Here is a 14,053-nt window from a genome sequence, read left to right as displayed (position 1 = left end):
CCCGCTTCGGCCCTGAACGGGCCTCGTCCTCAAACGCCGGACGGGCTGAAAGCGCCTGGACCGGCGTTGAGAAGAGAAGCCCCCTGGGACAGTGGACCGAGGGGCCGCCCCCTTGCAGTCGTCGGCTCAAGGCCGGCGCTAGCGCCCCGCCTCCTTGGACACCAGCGCCACCGCTTCCTCCACGTCGTCGGTGACGTGGAACAGGAGCAGGTCCTTCTCCGAGGCCTTGCCCTGGGCGATCAGTGTGTTCTTCAGCCAGTCGACGAGGCCGCCCCAGTACTCGCTGCCGAACAGGACGATCGGGAAGCGGGTGACCTTCTGGGTCTGGACCAGGGTGAGGGCCTCGAAGAGTTCGTCGAGGGTGCCGAGGCCGCCGGGGAGGACCACGAAACCCTGGGCGTACTTGACGAACATCATCTTGCGGACGAAGAAGTACCGGAAGTTCAGGCCGATGTCGACGTAGGGGTTGAGGCCCTGCTCGAAGGGGAGCTCGATGCCGAGGCCGACCGAGATGCCGCCCGCCTCGCACGCGCCCTTGTTCGCCGCCTCCATGGCGCCGGGGCCACCGCCCGTGATCACCGCGAAGCCGGCCTCGACCAGGCCTCTGCCGAGCCGGACTCCGGCGTCGTACTCGGGAGAGTCGACCGGTGTGCGCGCCGAGCCGAACACGCTGATCGCCGCCGGGAGTTCGGCGAGCGTGCCGAAGCCCTCGATGAACTCCGACTGGATACGGAGTACGCGCCAGGGGTCCGTGTGGACCCAGTCCGAGGGGCCGCCCGCGTCCAGCAGTCGCTGGTCGGTCGTACTCGCCGTCACTTGGCCCCGCCTCCGGATCACCGGTCCCAGACGCTGCTCCGACGGTGGCTGCTTCTTCCCCTCGGGGTTACCGGTAGCCATGTGCGCTCCCTCCGCTGCGGGGCCTGCTGGTGCTGCAGGTCGTTCCACCTCAGCGTAGATCCACCCGGGTTACGGACGGGGGACGTGAGCATGACCGCCATGAAGCGCCGTCCCGCAATCCGCACGCCAAGCCCGCCCGCCCCTCACCGCGGCGCTACGCCGTGAGCCATGCCCTCAGCCGCTCCTCCCCCGCCAGGATCTTCCCGGTCTCCACCCGTTCGTCCCGCTTGTGGGCCAAGTGCGGGTTACCGGGGCCGTAGTTCACCGCCGGGATGCCCAGGGACGAGAAGCGGGAGACGTCCGTCCAGCCGTACTTGGGGCGAGCGATGCCTCCGACCGCCTCCATGAACGCCGCTGCCGCCGGATGGGACAGCCCCGGCAGCGCGCCGCCGCTGTGGTCGTCCACCACGAACTCCTCGACCCCGCAGTCGGCGAAGACCTCGCGGACGTGCGCGACGGCCTCCTCCTCCGTACGGTCCGGCGCGTAGCGGAAGTTGACGGTCACGACGCATTCGTCGGGGATGACGTTGCCCGCCACGCCGCCCGTGATGCCGACCGCGTTCAGGCCCTCGCGGTACTCCAGGCCGTCGATCACCGGGTAGCGGGGTTCGTACGACGCCAGCTTCGCCAGGATCGGCGCCGCCGCGTGGATCGCGTTCGAGCCCATCCAGCTGCGCGCGGAGTGGGCGCGCTCGCCCTTGGTCTTGAGCAGGACCCTGAGCGTGCCCTGGCAGCCGCCCTCCACCTCGCCGTCCGACGGCTCCAGGAGGACCGCGAAGTCGCCCTCCAGCCACTCGGGGCGGGCCTCGGACACATGCTTGAGGCCGTTGAGGTCCGCGGTCACCTCTTCGTTGTCGTAGAAGACGAAGGTGAGGTCGCGGTTCGGGGCCGGGACCGTCGCCGCGATGCGCAGCTGGACCGCGACGCCCGACTTCATGTCACAGGTGCCGCAGCCCCACAGGACGCCGTCCTCGTCCAGCCTCGACGGGACGTTGTCCGCGATGGGCACGGTGTCGATGTGGCCGGCGAGGATCACGCGCTCGGGCCGCCCCAGGTCCGTACGCGCCACGACGTTGTTTCCGTACCGCTCGACCGTCAGGTGCGGCAGGGCGCGCAGGGCCGTCTCGATGGCGTCCGCGAGGGGTTGCTCGGTGCCGCTGACGGAGGGGAAGTCGACGAGCTGCGCGGTGAGCCGCGCGGCGTCCAGCGTGAGGTCAAGGGATGTGTCGGCCATGCTGCCGACCCTAACGCCCCCGGCCGCCGGCACACTTTCCCCACTCGACCCATACCCCCCAGTAACCTCGGCTACCTTGTAGGGCGTGCCAGAGTCGTCCCCCTCTTCCAAACGTCGTGGCCGCCTCCTGCGTCGCGGGGCGGCCTTCGTGGTCCTGCTCGCCGTCGCGGGGTATCTCGCGGTGCAGTACGTCACCGGAGGCACGGGCGAGCCGGGCTGCGAGGTCGTCTCGGGCAAGGGCGACGCGTCGAGATACGAGTTCACGCCGGAGCAGGCGGTGAACGCGGCGACGATCGCCGCCGTCGGAACCGGCCGCGGGCTGCCCGAACGGGCCGTGACCATCGCGCTCGCCACCGCGCTGCAGGAGTCGGGACTGCGCAACATCAGCCACGGCGACCGCGACTCGCTGGGCCTGTTCCAGCAGCGGCCCTCGCAGGGCTGGGGCACGGAGCAGGAGATCCTGGACCCGATCTACTCGGCGGGCGTCTTCTACGAGCACCTGGCCAAGGTCCGCGGCTACGCGGAGTTGCCGCTCACCGTCGCCGCGCAGCGCGTGCAGCGCAGCGGCTTTCCGGAGGCGTACGCCAAGCACGAGCCGGACGCGACGCTGCTCGCCGCCGCACTCACCGGGCGTTCGGCCGCGACGCTGACCTGCGAGGGGCGCCCCGGCGCCACGCGTACCGGGGGTCCGGACACCGTACGGGCCGCGCTCGTACGGGACTTCGGGCGGGACGCGCTCCAGCCGGCCGCCGCGGAGGTGGGCGCCGAGAAGGCCACGCCCACGCCCGCTCCTTCCGTGATCGAGCGCGACGGTCGGACCGTCGTGCTGCCCGTGACCTCCGACGGGGGGTCCGGTGCCGGGCGCAGTGTCCGCGAGCGCGGGTGGCAGCTGGCCCACTGGGCCGTGGCCAACGCCTCCGATCTACACATCCAGCGGGTGTCGTACGCCGGGCGGGAGTGGACCGCCGGGAACACGGACAGCCAGTGGCGTGCGACGGCTACGGAAGGTGCCTCGGAGGGCGCCTCGGGGGCGGAGAGCCCTCTGGACTCGGTCCGCATCGTGACGGCTCAGTAGTTGGCTCAGCCGTACTCGCGCAGCACCCGTGCGGCCGTTCGGAGGATCACCTTCGCGGGTTACCCGAGGTGTCGGTCGGCGATGGTGTGGGCAGGTTTTCGCGCGGTCGCCCTCGAATCCGTCAAAAGCCTTGAGAACAAAGGGCTGTAAGGATTCGGCGGGGTTTCCCACCCGGCTCTGTTTGCCCGTTTTTATCCGCAGGCGATAATGCGACGCATTGCCAACTCTTTACATTGGCGCGCCGCAACCTTCGGGGGCTTCGAGCGGTAGTCACTGCGTCCGAGCCCGGAGATCAACAGCCAGTCGGTCAACTGCCGGGCGTGGTCGGACATTTCATCGTCCTGATCCGACATAACCGTCGAAGGAGCATCATGTCCCTCCCCCTGACCCGCCGGATCGCCCGTGCCGCGCTGATCGTCGCTGCGGGAGCGGCTGCCGGGGTCGGTGCGGCCGGCTCCGCCAGCGCGGCCCCTGAACTGCCCGACGCCTCGAAGGTCGGCGGGCTGACCGCCCTGGACGGCACGAGCGTCGTCGACGGCGCGGCCACGAACGCCACCGGGCTCGCGGGTGGCGCCGTCGACACCGCGGTCGACGGCGCGCTGCCGACCGCTAAGAAGGCCGGCGACAAGGTGACCAAGACCGGCAGCAAGGCCGCGAAGAAGGCGGTGCCGACCGCGACCAAGGCCGGCAGCAAGGTCGCCAAGAAGGCGACGCCCGCGGCTCAGGAGACCGCGGGTGGCGTGGCCGGGTCGGTCGGCAGCGTTCTCGGTGACACGGCGGGCGTGGCCACGACGAGCGGTGTGCCCTCGACCGGCTCGCTCCCGGTGCAGACGCTTCCCCTCGGCTGACGGTCCGCTGCCGCTCGGCTGCGCCCGGCTTGAGCCGCCGACGGGGCCCAGGGAGTTCCCTGGGCCCCGTCGGTTTTTGCTTGCCCTACGTCGGCAGCGGCCGGACCGGCAGCAGCGAGGCCGTTGGCGTCACGCCAAGCGCCGCACCGCTTCCCTCACCCGCTCGTCCGTCGCCGTGAACGCCACGCGGACGTGCCGGCCGCCCGCCTCACCGTAGAAGTCGCCCGGGGCGACCAGGATGCCGAGCTCGGCCAGGTGGGAGACCGTGGCCCAGCAGGTCTCGTCTCGCGTGGCCCAGAGGTAGAGGCTCGCCTCGCTGTGCTCGATGCGGAAGCCGTGGGCTTCCAGGGCCCCGCGGAGGGCACCGCGGCGGGCCGCGTAGCGGTCGCGCTGGACGCGGACGTGTTCGTCGTCGCCCAGGGCCGCGATCACCGCCGCCTGGGTCGGCGCCGACGTCATCATGCCGCCGTGCTTGCGGATCTGCAGGAGCGGGCCGAGGACGTCCGGATCGCCGGCCAGGAACGCGGCGCGGTACCCCGCCAGGTTCGAGCGCTTGGAGAGGCTGTGCACCGCGACGATGCCCTCGTACGAGCCGCCGTTCACATCCGGGTGCAGGACCGAGACCGGGTCGGCCTCCCAGCCCAGCTCCAGGTAGCACTCGTCGGAGAAGAGCAGGACACCGTGTTCCCGGGCCCAGGCGACGATCCGGGTGAGGTCCGGCTTGGAGAGGACCTTGCCCGTGGGGTTGGACGGGGAGTTCAGCCAGAGCAGCTTCAGGCCGCGCGGGTCCAGCTCCGCCCCCGCGGGGTCGGCCGCGAATGCCTCCGTGTCGTACACCTCGTACTCGGCGCGGGCCAGACGGGCGCCCACCTCGTACGTCGGGTAGGCCAGCCGCGGGTAGGCCACCTTGTCGCCGGGGCCGAGGCCCAGCTGGGTGGGGAGCCAGGCGACCAGTTCCTTGGAGCCGACGATGGGGAGGACGTGGCGGTGGGTGACCTCGCGGGCGCCCAGGCGGCGCTCCACCCAGCCCGTGATCGCGTCACGCAGTGCCGGGGTACCCCAGACCGTCGGATAGCCCGGGGAGTCCGCCGCGTCGATCAGAGCCTTCTGGATCAGCTCGGGGACCGGGTCGACCGGCGTGCCGACGGAGAGGTCGACGATGCCGTCCGGGTGCGCGGCGGCCGTCTTCTTGTACGGCTCCAGCTTGTCCCAGGGGAAGGTCGGAAGGCGGTCGGAGACTGCGGACACGGGATCGGGCTCACTTTCTGGTACAGCCGCTGGTACTGCCTCTGCTCATGCCGGATACGGCAACGCCTCGGTCCCGTACGACGATCAAGGAGATCAGGCCGTACGGGACCGAGGCGGCACGCTGTGCGGGTCGCCGGTGGGGATTACTCGGCCTGCGGCGGGAGCGCGGCGACGAACGGGTGGTCGCGCTCGATCAGACCCAGCTTGCTGGCGCCGCCGGGCGAGCCGAGCTCGTCGAAGAACTCGACGTTCGCCTTGTAGTAGTCCTTCCACTCCTCCGGAGTGTCGTCCTCGTAGAAGATCGCCTCGACCGGGCATACCGGCTCACAGGCACCACAGTCGACGCATTCGTCCGGGTGGATGTACAAGGACCGCTGGCCCTCGTAGATGCAGTCGACCGGGCACTCCTCGATGCACGCCTTGTCCTTGACGTCGACACAAGGCTGCGCGATGACGTAGGTCACGCTGTCGTTCCTCCTCGATAGGGCGCTGGCGGGCCTCCTCAGGCTCCGCCGCCTGGCGCGCGGGAGCGCGGCGTCGTCGATGCCCGCCTCTAGTATCTCCGTTCTTGGGCATGATCCGAACAGGAGGGGTGAACTGACCTGTGGAAATCTCTGCGACGGGACGCCTTGAGGTCCGCATCACCGCTGCTGACGTGGGTAAACGAGTCTCCGTACGCCGCCTGAACGATCTTGCGGCCGAGGGTGAGAAGTTCACCGACACGGTGGGTGTTCTCGCATCATGGGATGACGGTGTGCTGCGGATCACAAGGAAGAGTGGCGAGACCGTCCGCATTCCGGAAGCGTCGCTGGTCGCGGGCAAGGTGGTGCCCGCCGCTCCCGCCCGGCGCCGGGGGCCCGCCGCCTCGTACGAGGAGCTCGCGCATGTCGCCACGCGCGCGTGGCGGCCGGTGGAGAGCGAGCGGCTCGGCGCGTGGGAGCTGCGGGCCGCGTCCGGGTTCACCCGGCGGGCCAACTCGGTGCTGCCGCTCGGCGACCCCGGGATGCCGCTGCCGGCCGCTCTGGACGTCGTACGGCGCTGGTACGGCGCCCGCGGGCTTCCCGCGTACGTCCAGACCGCGACCGGGGCCGAGGGCACGCAGGAGCTGCTGTGCGCGGAACTGGAGCGGCTGGGGTGGGTGCGGGAGGTGTCCGCCGGGATGTGGATCGGGGCGCTGGCGCCGATCGCCGACCGGGGTGAGCCTGCCGAGGTGTCCGGGGTGGTGCTCTCCCGGGAGGCGGACGAGGCTTGGCTTGCGCGGTATCAGCGCAAGGGGGTGAGTGAGGTGGCCCTGAAGGTGCTGGGGAGCGGGCCGTCGGTGTGGTTCGCGACGGTTCCGGGCGAGGGCGGCGGTGCGCCTGCCGCCATCGGGCGGTGTGTCGTGGACGGGCGGTGGGCCGGGTTCGCCGCCGTGGAGGTGGATCCGGCGCTGCGGCGGCGGGGGCTGGCGACCCGGGTGATGGCCGCGCTGGCCCGGCGGGCCCTCGACGAGGGGGCGTCAGCGGCGTGGCTGCAGGTCGAGGAGGAGAACGTGGGCGCTCGGGAGATGTACGCCGGGATGGGGTTCGCCGCGCATCACGCGTACCACCACTATCGATCACTCTGAGCAGCGGTACGGATCGCCGTGGAAGGGCACGAGCCAGCTATGCGTCCCCCCTACCCCCCACCGCCCGAGCGTTCCGCCGAGCTGCGGCGGCGGTTCGCCGAAGAGGCGAGGTCCGAGCGGCCCGATCTGTCCGCGCTGTGTCTGCTGGTGGGAGCCGAGGCGGACGGGGCGCTGGACGAGGCGGGCATGGATGCGGCACAGGTGGAGCTGGACGCCCTGGCGGGGCAGCTGCCGTTCCGGCCCGGCGGACCGCGGTCGTGGGCGGTCGCGCTGCGCGAGCTGCTCGGGGAGCGACACGGGTTTCGCGGTTCCGCCGCGGACTACCAGCGGCTGGAATCGTCGTTGCTGCATCAGGTGCTGGAGCGGCGCAGGGGGCTGCCGATTCTGCTGTCGGTGGTGTGGATGGAGGTCGCGCGGCGGGCGGGGGCTCCGGTGTACGGGGTCGCGCTGCCCGGTCACTTCGTGGTGGGCTTCGGGCCGACCGATGAGCAGGTGCTCGCTGACCCGTTCGACGGGGGGCGGGTGTTGACGGGGAGCGATGCGGAGTTGCTGGTGGCGGGGGCCACGGGGGCACCGCTGCAGCCGTCCATGCTTGCGCCGGCGGATCCGCTGGAAGTGGTGGTGCGGATCCTGAACAACATCCGGGCCTGGGCTGCGGCTCGGCCCGAGCGGACGGATGTGTCCCTGTGGGCGGTGGAGTTGTCGCTGTTGCTGCCGTCGCGTCCGGCTCGGTTGCGGTTCGAGCGGGCGCAGTTGCTGGTGCAGCGGGGTGACTTCGTCGAGGGGGCCGCGGAGTTGGAGGAGTACGCGGAGTTGATCAGTGCGGTGGATGAGGGGGCGGCGGAACGGGTGCGGGGGCAGGCACGGGCTGCTCGGGCGTTGCTCAACTGAGCTCGCCGGTTCGCCGATTTGCCGGTTCGCCGGTTCGCCGTAGGAGGTTCGGTGATTGAGCGCGTGCGTTGTGGCCGGTCGCGCCCACGCGGCGGAGCCGCATATCGACACAGCCCCGCGCCCCGGAGGGCGTTGCCCCTGGCGGGGATTTACAACCAACCCTTCTCCCGCGCGATCCGCACCGCCTCCGCCCTGTTCCGTACGGCCAGCTTCTGGATTGCCGTCGAGAGGTAGTTGCGGACCGTCCCCTGCGACAGGTGCAGGGCGGCCGCCAGCTCGGCGTTCGTCGAGCCGTCCTCCGCTGCTCGCAGGACCTCTCGTTCGCGGTCGGTCAAGGGGTTGGCGCCCTCCGCCAGGGCCGCTGCCGCAAGCGTCGGGTCGATGACCCGCTCGCCCGCCAGTACCTTCCGTACCGCCTCGGCCAGTTGGGCCGCCGGGGCGTCCTTGACCAGGAAGGCGTCGGCGCCCGACTCCATCGCGCTGCGGAGGTAGCCGGGGCGGCCGAAGGTGGTGAGGATGACCAGCTTCACAGCCGGCAGCTCCGTGTGCAGGATCGCCGCCGCCTCTATGCCCGTCGCGCCCGGCATCTCGATGTCCAGGAGCGCCACGTCCACGGCGTGCTCACGGGCCGCCGCCAGGACCTCGTCGCCGCGGGCCACCTGGGCGACGACCTCGATGTCGTCCTCCAGGCCGAGCAGGGCGGCCAGCGCCTCGCGGACCATCGACTGGTCCTCGGCCAGGAGAACCTTGATCGTCTGGCTCATGACGGGGATCCTACGTCCGCCGGGGCCGCGTCCCTCGAGCCGGCCCGGGCCGCCGGGACACGGGCGGTGAGGCGGAAGCCGTGCCGGGCCCCGCCCGCCTCCAGGGTGCCGCCCTCCTTGGCCAGGCGTTCCGTCAGGCCCGCCAGGCCGTTGCCGGGGCCGCCGCCCTGGTCGCCAGAGCCGTCGTCCTCGACGGAGAGTTCCAGGACGGGGCCGTCGAGGGTCTGGCGGCGCAGGAGTTCCACCGTGCAGCGCCGGGCGCCGCTGTGGCGTACGACGTTGGTGACCGCCTCGCGCAGCGCCCAGGCCAAAGCCGTCTCGCTGGGCTCGGGGACGCCGGTGAGGTCCGGTTCCGCAGGCAGTTCGGCGGTGATTCCGGCTGCCGTCAACGCGACCTTCGCGCCTGCCAGTTCGGCGGACAGGCGGGGGCGGCGGTAACCCGACACCGCCTCCCGTACGTCGACCAGGGCCTGGCGGCTGACCTGTTCGATGTCGGCGACCTGCTGCGCCGCCTTGTCCGGGTGGTCCGGGAGCATACGGCCCGCGAGCTCGCTCTTCAGTGTGATCAGCGAGAGGGAGTGGCCGAGGAGGTCGTGCAGGTCGCGGGCGAGGCGCAGGCGTTCCTCGTTCGCGGCCAGTTGGGCGACCGTGGCGCGGGCCTCGCGCAGCTCTATGGTCGTGCGGATGAGCTCGCGTACGCCGGTCATGGAGAAGCCGCCGAGGATGGCCGGGAAGAGCAGCCCGGCCAGGAACGTCGTACCGCCGGGGACCGCGCAGGCGACCCCGGTCAGCAGGACGGACACGGCCGGGATGCTCCAGCGGGCGAGGCGGAACGGCAGGGCGGCGCCGGAGCAGATCGCCACATACACGAACAGGACGAGCCACTCGCGGCCCAGGGTGAACGCGAGGACGGTCGACTGGGTGGCGAGCACCGCCAGCGAGCCGAGCACCACGCCCTCGGTCTCGCCGCGTCCGGTGCGGAAGATCAGGGCGAGGTACCAGGCGACGAAGGCGACCAGGCCGATCCAGCCGAGGACGACGACGCCGTCGCTGTGGCCGCCGTGCAGCAGGTCGCCCACCGGCGCGCTCAGGTAGGCGAGCCAGATCCCGATCCAGAGGAACTTGACGGCCTTCTGCCTGCGGTTCTGCGGGCGCTGCCCGATGCCGACGCCGCTCACGCCTTCAACGTGTCCTTCCGGTACAGCCAGGCCGCGCCGCCGGTGAACAGGGCGAAGAAGACGGCGAGTACGGCGATGTCCTTGGCATGAGGGGCCTGGCTCTGTTCGATCGCCTGCCCCACTGCAGCGTACGCGTGTGTGGGCACCCAGTCGGCGATGTCCTGCAGCCAGGCCGGGAAGGACGTGGTCGGCATCCACAGGCCGCCGAGGATGGACAGCCCGAAGTAGGTGATCATCGTGATCGGGCGGACCGCGTCCCCGCTCGCGAGGTAGCCGAGGGCCACGCCGAGCGCGGCGAAGACGAGGCTGCCGGCCCAGATCGCGCCGGTGAGGGCGAGCCACTGCCAGGCGTCCAGGCCTACGTCCTTCACGACCGCGGCGACGACGAAGACGATCACGATCGACGGCAGGCTCACCACGGCCGCTCCGGCCGTCTTCGCGAGGACATAGCCGTGCCCGGGCAGCGCCGTCAGCCGCAACTGCCGTACCCAGCCGCCCTCCCGCTCCTTGGCGATGCGCTCGCTGTTGCCCATCAGGACGGCGGTGAGGGCGCCGAAGGAGGCCATGGAGACCATCATGTAGGTCGGCAGGGTCAGGCCCGTGCCGTCGACCTTCGAGGTGCTGTCGGCGTTGCCCGCGATGAGCAGGAACAGCAGCGCCGGGTACAACACGGAGAAGAACAGGAACTTGCGGTTGCGCAGGGCGCGGGTGAGTTCCAGCTTGATCAGGCCCCGCGAAGCAAAGGTGTTCAGCATGAGGTACGGGCCTCCTCGGCCTCGGTGATGGCCACGAACGCCTGCTCCAGGCCGAGCCCGGCGACTTCGAGGTTGCGGGGGTAGAGGCCGAGGCCGTAGAGGGCGTGGACGGTGGCGTCGGCGTCGGCGGACTGGATACGGACCGTGTGGCCCGCGCCCGCGGCGGAGCCGCTGCTGGACACGGTGAGCCGGGTCAGGAAGGGCAGGGCGCGCAGCGAGACCTCGTCGACCGGGCCGTCGGACAGCTCGAAGGAGATCCTCCGCACCCCCGCCTTCGCCTTGATCTCGGCCGCCGTGCCGTCGGCCAGCAACCGGCCGCGGTGCAGCACCAGCACACGGTCGGCGATGGCGTCGGCCTCCTCCAGGTAGTGGGTGGCGAAGAGGACCGTACGGCCCTGGTCGGCCTGTTCGCGCATGGTGGCCCAGAAGGCCTGGCGGGTGGTGACGTCCATGCCGGTGGTGGGCTCGTCCAGGACGATCAGGTCGCTGTCGCCGGCGGTGGCGAGGGCGAAGCGGACGCGCTGGGCCTGGCCGCCGGAGAGCTTGTTGACCTTGCGGTCGGCGATCTGTGTGACGCCCGCGCGGGACAGTACGTCGGAGACCTTGTACGGCCTCGGGTGCAGGTCACAGGCGAGCCGCACCAGTTCGGCGACGGTGACCTCCTCCATCAGTCCGCCGCTCTGCAGCATGGCGCCCACCCGCCCGGCGACGATGGCCTCGCGCGGGCCGGTGCCGAAGAGCCGCACCGTGCCGCTGTCGGGCTGCTTCAGGCCGAGCAGCAGGTCGAGCGTCGTCGACTTGCCGGCCCCGTTCGGGCCCAGCAGGGCCACGGTCTCCCCCGGGTGCAGCGTGAGCGTCAGCCCGTCGACGGCCCGTACGCTCCCGTAGCTCTTGCTCACCTGGTCGAATCCGACCGCTGTCGTTGTCATGTGCTCCAGAGTGGCCGCGCGGGCCGGTGCCCCGGCAGTGTCGGCGGTCCTGAGTGCCGGATGACAGATGTCATACGGCGAGACGTCATACGACGAGAGGGGGCACCCGGCGATCGCCGGGTGCCCCCTCTCGTCGTCTGCGGTGATCCGCTAGCTGGGGTTCGTCTCGATGACCGCCACGCGGTTGGTCTTGCTCTTCAGCGCCTCGGCAAGGGCGACGTAGACGTCCTGCGGCGTGACCGGCGTCTTCTTGCCTGTGCCCCGGGTGATGAGCACTCCGTCGAAGGCGCCGCCGTAGAGCTCCTTCAGCGCGGTCAGGTCGGGAGCTTCGACGAGCTTGCCGCCCACGGCCTTGACCCGCAGGAACTTCCACAGGGAGTTTTCCGGGCTCATCGGGACACTGTGCGCGGCGTCCGTCTGCACCGTCACCTTGGCCGACATCGCCGGCTCCGCGAACTCCTTCATCATCCGGTCGACCTCGGCGTTCGAGACCGTCGGCTGCTGCGTGGTCGTCGGGACGGTCACCGGGTCGGTGGCGCCGGTCTCGACCTGGGAGCGGTAGGCCTCCTCGATCGCCTCGGTGGACTGGGCGACGTCGATGCCCTTGCCCGCCTTGCCGTAGACGGCGACGGCCTTGCCGGACTCGAACTTGATCGTGCCCTCGGTCACCGAGCCGGAGCCGCCGGAGACGTCCTCCAGAGCCGCGTGCAGCTTCTCCTCGTCGATCGGCATGACCGGGTCCACGGTCCGGTGGTTGCCGAACAGCGAACCGATGACCGAGACCGGGTTGTAGTCGCTGGTCGCGGCCGTGCTGACCGTCTGCTGCATGTCGAACTGCAGCCCGGCCTTGTCCGGCTCGAGGGTGACGGTCTTGCCGCCCACCGACAGCTTCAGCGGCTTGCCGACCCGCTCGTCGAAGGCGTCGTTGAGCTTCTTGACCGCGTCGTCGCGGGTGCCGCCGCCGATGTCGACACCGAGCACGGTGGTGCCCTTGGGCACGTCGGAGTGGTTCATCAGCAGGCCGGCGCCGTAGAGGCCACCGGCGAGGACGATCACTCCGCCGACGAGCAGCGGCAGCTTGCTGCGGCCCTTCTTCTTGGGCGGGCGGGAGGCCGAGGCGTTCGTCGAGCCCGGCTCGGGCAGCTTCGGAGGCGTGTGCGGCGCCGGTGCGTCGGTGGCACCCGGGCCGAAGGGGCCGCTCTGGGCGCCGGAGGGTACGACGGGGATGCCGCTGGTGACGGTGTGGCCGGAGACGTTCTCGGCGACGCCGCCGTAGTGCGGGGTGCCGGGCTCGGGGGCCGGTTTCTGCGGGGTGAGGATCGCGGTGTCGTCGCTCAGACCGCCGCCGGGGCCATGGCCCGGGGTGTGGGGGGCGCCTGCGGGGCCACCCGGACCGCCGGGGCCCGCCGGGCCGCTGCCGGGACCGCCGGGCCGCCTTGGGCCGTTGGAAATGCCGGGCACACCGGCACCACCCGGGCCGTTGGAGATGCCGGGCACACCCGGACCAGCCGGGCCACCCGGACCGCTGGGCCCACCGAGGCCGCCCTGCCGGCCGCCCGCGACCGGGGGCACCGCCGGACCGTCGCCGGTGACCGGACCGGTCGTCGGACCCGTGGGACCTTGCGGGCCGCCCTGGCCACCACGGCCTTTCGGGCCGCCGAAGTCGTTCGGTCCGTTGAAGTCGTTCGGGCCGCCGAAATCACTCGAGCCGTTGAAGTCGTTCGGTCCGCCGAAGTCGCTGGGGCTGTTGAAGTCATTCGGGGCGTTGAAGTCGGCGCCGGCGTCGAAGCCGTTCGGGCCGCCCTGGGCACCGTAGCCGTTCTGACCGTTCGGGCCGCCGTTCCCGTCCTCCGAGAAGTACGGCAGGTCGTCGCGGCGCGCCTCGCCACCCGGGCGGGAACCGTTGCCGTTGCCCATCGGGCCGGCCGCCAGTGCCTCGGTGACGTCGAAGGAACCGGTGCCTCCGCCGTGCCCGGGAGCCACCGGGCCGCCGGTCGCACCAGTGAGACCGGCGCCGTTCGTGCCGCCGGGGCGGGCGCCGCCGGGCACGCTCATCGCGCCGACGACACCACCGGGCCGCCCGGCACCGGCACCCGGGCGCGCACCGGGCGCACCGGCACCCGCGCCACCGGGGCCCGAACCGCCGGGCAGACCTGCCCCGTTGGAGGGCGGGCCGCCCTGACCGCCCTTGGGCGCGCCGGACTTGCGCGGCGCGAACCAGTCGCTCGTCTTCTCCCCCGGTTGCGGGGCGGGGTCGGCCGGGGGCTCGGCGGTGCCCGTGGACATGGAGGTGGCGGCCGACGGCGCCGGCGTCTCGGTGTCCGCGCTGTCCCCGGCGCCCTCGGCTTCGGCGACGGGCTTGCGCACGACGACCGGCGGGATGGGCCGCGACCCGGGGATGTTGATCCGGATCCGGGTCGTCAGCGTGGTCTCGGTCTTGCGTTCCTCCGGCTGCGCGGCCGAACGGCCTGCGTCCGTACCGCTGTCGGAAGCCATGGGGGTCCCGTACGGCGGCGTGCCCGAGGGGTATGCGGCTCCGCCGCGCCCGTTGGGCCCGGAGGACGGAGTGTCAGTTTCACGACTCAAGGCAGGTTCTCCCGGTTGGCTCCACCGCCTGTTCGACCTCCA

General features: G+C 71.6%; 13 protein-coding genes. 4 read left to right on the top strand and 9 right to left on the bottom strand.

Annotated elements, in window-relative coordinates; genetic code table 11:
* Positions 1–138: 138 nt before the first annotated feature.
* Both AB5J49_RS31150 and dapE read right to left on the bottom strand, forming a co-directional pair.
* The gene (locus AB5J49_RS31150) at positions 139–897 is read right to left on the bottom strand and encodes a TIGR00730 family Rossman fold protein (RefSeq protein WP_369172195.1); all 759 of its coding nucleotides are present in this window, start codon (positions 895–897) and stop codon (positions 139–141) included.
* A 154-nt stretch (positions 898–1,051) separates the two neighbouring features.
* Positions 1,052–2,131 carry a succinyl-diaminopimelate desuccinylase gene (gene dapE / locus AB5J49_RS31145; protein ID WP_369172194.1) on the bottom strand — a complete coding sequence of 360 codons (1,080 nt, stop codon included), beginning with the start codon at positions 2,129–2,131 and terminating at the stop codon, positions 1,052–1,054.
* A gap of 85 nt (positions 2,132–2,216) precedes the next feature.
* Between dapE and AB5J49_RS31140 the strand changes: the two genes are divergently transcribed.
* Both AB5J49_RS31140 and AB5J49_RS31135 read left to right on the top strand, forming a co-directional pair.
* A complete protein-coding gene (locus AB5J49_RS31140) occupies positions 2,217–3,206 on the top strand; it encodes a heavy metal transporter (RefSeq protein WP_369172193.1) in 990 nt (329 codons plus the stop codon).
* 371 nt (positions 3,207–3,577) lie between these two features.
* A complete protein-coding gene (locus tag AB5J49_RS31135; RefSeq protein ID WP_369172192.1) occupies positions 3,578–4,054 on the top strand; it encodes an ATP-binding protein in 477 nt (158 codons plus the stop codon).
* A 129-nt stretch (positions 4,055–4,183) separates the two neighbouring features.
* Here the strand turns inward: AB5J49_RS31135 and AB5J49_RS31130 are convergent, their stop codons facing one another.
* Positions 4,184–5,302 (bottom strand): bifunctional succinyldiaminopimelate transaminase/glutamate-prephenate aminotransferase, encoded by a 1,119-nt coding sequence (locus AB5J49_RS31130; RefSeq protein ID WP_369172191.1) that lies wholly within the window; start codon positions 5,300–5,302, stop codon positions 4,184–4,186.
* Positions 5,303–5,445: 143 nt separating this feature from the next.
* On the bottom strand, positions 5,446–5,766 hold the full coding sequence (gene fdxA / locus AB5J49_RS31125; protein ID WP_007495984.1) for a ferredoxin: 321 nt from the start codon (positions 5,764–5,766) through the stop codon (positions 5,446–5,448).
* Between the two features lie 140 nt (positions 5,767–5,906).
* Between fdxA and AB5J49_RS31120 the strand changes: the two genes are divergently transcribed.
* Together AB5J49_RS31120 and AB5J49_RS31115 are read left to right on the top strand one after the other, a co-directional pair.
* A complete protein-coding gene (locus tag AB5J49_RS31120; protein WP_369172190.1) occupies positions 5,907–6,908 on the top strand; it encodes a GNAT family N-acetyltransferase in 1,002 nt (333 codons plus the stop codon).
* 39 nt (positions 6,909–6,947) lie between these two features.
* Entirely contained in the window at positions 6,948–7,799 is an 852-nt protein-coding gene (locus AB5J49_RS31115) for a tetratricopeptide repeat protein (protein ID WP_369172189.1), read from the top strand.
* Positions 7,800–7,948: 149 nt separating this feature from the next.
* On the opposite strand, the gene AB5J49_RS31110 is transcribed toward AB5J49_RS31115, so the two are convergent.
* The 5 genes from AB5J49_RS31110 to AB5J49_RS31090 all read right to left on the bottom strand — a co-directional run bounded on the left by AB5J49_RS31110 (position 7,949) and on the right by AB5J49_RS31090 (position 14,011).
* Positions 7,949–8,563, bottom strand: coding sequence for a response regulator transcription factor (locus tag AB5J49_RS31110; protein WP_369172188.1), 615 nt, complete (start codon positions 8,561–8,563; stop codon positions 7,949–7,951).
* Positions 8,560–9,741: a sensor histidine kinase gene (locus AB5J49_RS31105; protein WP_369172187.1), complete on the bottom strand. Its 1,182-nt coding sequence runs from the start codon at positions 9,739–9,741 to the stop codon at positions 8,560–8,562. Before AB5J49_RS31105 ends, AB5J49_RS31110 begins: the two co-directional genes overlap by 4 nt.
* A complete protein-coding gene (locus AB5J49_RS31100; protein ID WP_369172186.1) occupies positions 9,738–10,496 on the bottom strand; it encodes an ABC transporter permease in 759 nt (252 codons plus the stop codon). Before AB5J49_RS31100 ends, AB5J49_RS31105 begins: the two co-directional genes overlap by 4 nt.
* Positions 10,490–11,425, bottom strand: coding sequence for an ABC transporter ATP-binding protein (locus AB5J49_RS31095; RefSeq protein WP_369172185.1), 936 nt, complete (start codon positions 11,423–11,425; stop codon positions 10,490–10,492). Before AB5J49_RS31095 ends, AB5J49_RS31100 begins: the two co-directional genes overlap by 7 nt.
* A 150-nt stretch (positions 11,426–11,575) precedes the next feature.
* Positions 11,576–14,011 (bottom strand): hypothetical protein, encoded by a 2,436-nt coding sequence (locus AB5J49_RS31090; RefSeq protein ID WP_369172184.1) that lies wholly within the window; start codon positions 14,009–14,011, stop codon positions 11,576–11,578.
* Positions 14,012–14,053: the final 42 nt, after the last annotated feature.

The sequence above is a fragment of the Streptomyces sp. R28 genome (assembly GCF_041052385.1).
Classification (GTDB): Bacteria; Actinomycetota; Actinomycetes; order Streptomycetales; family Streptomycetaceae; genus Streptomyces.
This window is presented reverse-complemented; position numbering and strand designations above follow the sequence as displayed.